Source organism: Parabacteroides sp. B2-S-102 (assembly GCF_023656665.1).
In the GTDB taxonomy this organism is placed as follows: Bacteria; Bacteroidota; Bacteroidia; order Bacteroidales; family Tannerellaceae; genus Parabacteroides; species Parabacteroides distasonis.
In genome coordinates this window covers 1-1,829 of the sequence record NZ_JAMOKM010000048.1, presented here as the reverse complement: position 1 = coordinate 1,829, position 1,829 = coordinate 1, and the positions used below count along the sequence as shown (strand labels likewise).

At 44.1% G+C, this 1,829-nt stretch carries 2 protein-coding genes; both read left to right on the top strand.

Going from position 1 to position 1,829, the window contains the following annotated elements:
• A partial coding sequence (locus NBH07_RS22415) for a GH-E family nuclease (RefSeq protein WP_284706161.1) occupies window positions 1-1,104 on the top strand: 1,104 nt, incomplete at its 5' end.
• Between the two features lie 13 nt (window positions 1,105-1,117).
• Window positions 1,118-1,645, top strand: a complete 528-nt coding sequence (locus tag NBH07_RS22405) for an ankyrin repeat domain-containing protein (RefSeq protein ID WP_234237822.1) — start codon at window positions 1,118-1,120, stop codon at window positions 1,643-1,645.
• The last annotated feature ends 184 nt before the right edge of the window (window positions 1,646-1,829 follow it).

Below are 1,829 nucleotides of genomic sequence, written 5' to 3'. Positions count from 1 at the left end.
CGCAGGAATGTGTCCGTTCCGGAAAACAACGGGCATACCGGAAAGAAAGGATGGCTCGGTATGCTGTTCTCTGCGGATGATGCCGACAACAAGGACAACAGCCTTGAGACCGACCCGTTCGCCTGCTGGCAGCCGGGTGACACCTGCTACGAGTGGCAGGCCAACGGTATGCTTGCCGGGGTGAGGACTCCCGACGGAAGGACGGTCATGTTCGGCTATGACGCCCTCGGCAGACGGGTGTCAAAGAGGACGGGCAACAACGTACACCGTTTCGGCTGGGACGGCAATGTGGTGCTGCATGAATGGGACACCGACGAAGTCCGGAAACCGAGGCTCGTCACGGACGAGACCGGGCGCAAGGAATACGACGGCACGGAGAAGCCGGAGGGTCTTGTGACATGGGTGTATGACGGAACGTCGTTCACGCCTGTGGCGAAGGTCACGGACGGGGAACGCTACACGATAGTGCATGACTACCTGGGTACGCCGACGCAGGCATACAACAGCAAGGGAGAGCTTGTCTGGGAGATGCTGCTGGATGTGTACGGCAAGGTGGCGGAATGCCATGGGGACCGAACGCTCGTGCCGTTCCGCTATCAGGGACAGTACGAGGATGGAGAAACGGGGCTGTATTACAACAGGTTCAGGTACTACTCACCGGATATGGGTATGTACATTTCTTCTGACCCCATCGGGTTGGCGGGAAACAACCCGACACTCTACGGGTATGTGCAGGATGTGAACACATGGTTGGATATTTTTGGATTATATTTAAGACGGCCATATATAAGAAAATCAACCAGACAATCAGTAGAATTAGATGCAGATGTAGTTGATGGACGATTTGTTGATGCCAATAACCCAGATATCCAAATACAAGGTGGTAAACGTCGAAGTTATAGTATAGCAGAAGGAGAATACCATTTGGGACATAGACCGGGGCATGAGTTCTGGAGAGAGAAAGCTAAAGCTGAAGCAGAAGGGTTAACTCAACAGCAGTTTAATGACAGAATGAACGATCCAAATTTATACCAAATTGAAGATCCTTCAGAAAACATGAGTCATAGACATGAATTACCGAAGACAAAAACAACGTGTAAATAAATTGCAATAAAATATGAATAGATTTGATGACACTCAATTATATCCTCTTATATTACAAGAGGATTTTGGAAATATAGAGAAGTTTCTAAAAAAATATGGTATAGATAGCGTCGATAGAGATGGTCGTAGTTTTTTGACAAATACAATAGAAGAGGGAAAGAATGAATTTGCAAAAAAACTGATTGATTTAGGCGCAGACATTAATCAACAAGACAATAATGGTTCAACACCATTATTTGCTGCAATTCGTGCTCATAATACGGAGATGATAAATTTTTTGCTAAATGATCCGAAAATTGATTCTAATGCAACTGATAAAGTAGGTAAGAATGCTCTAAGAATAGCTTTACAATTTCATCCACGAGATAAAGAATTATTATTAAATTTAGTCAAAAAAGGAATTGATCCGTTTATTGCAGATAATAATGGCATTACTCCATATTCTTTAATGCTTAGATATCAGTCTGGGAAAATAACTAAAGGTGGAGAAAAACTTGATTTTTCTCCAGTTCTTGAGGAAATTGAATTAAGTAAAAGTTAATGAAATTACTTGAATCAAAACCAATAATGTACGCATAGTGCCGATTATTTTTTTATTATACTATGTTACTTGCGGACAGTCATATCACTATGGTAGTCGGGGTTGACGTCCATGTGACGACAGCTCCCCCTTTCAATCCCATCCACCCTTACATAGGTATGGTGATGGACCCCGCCGACTACAT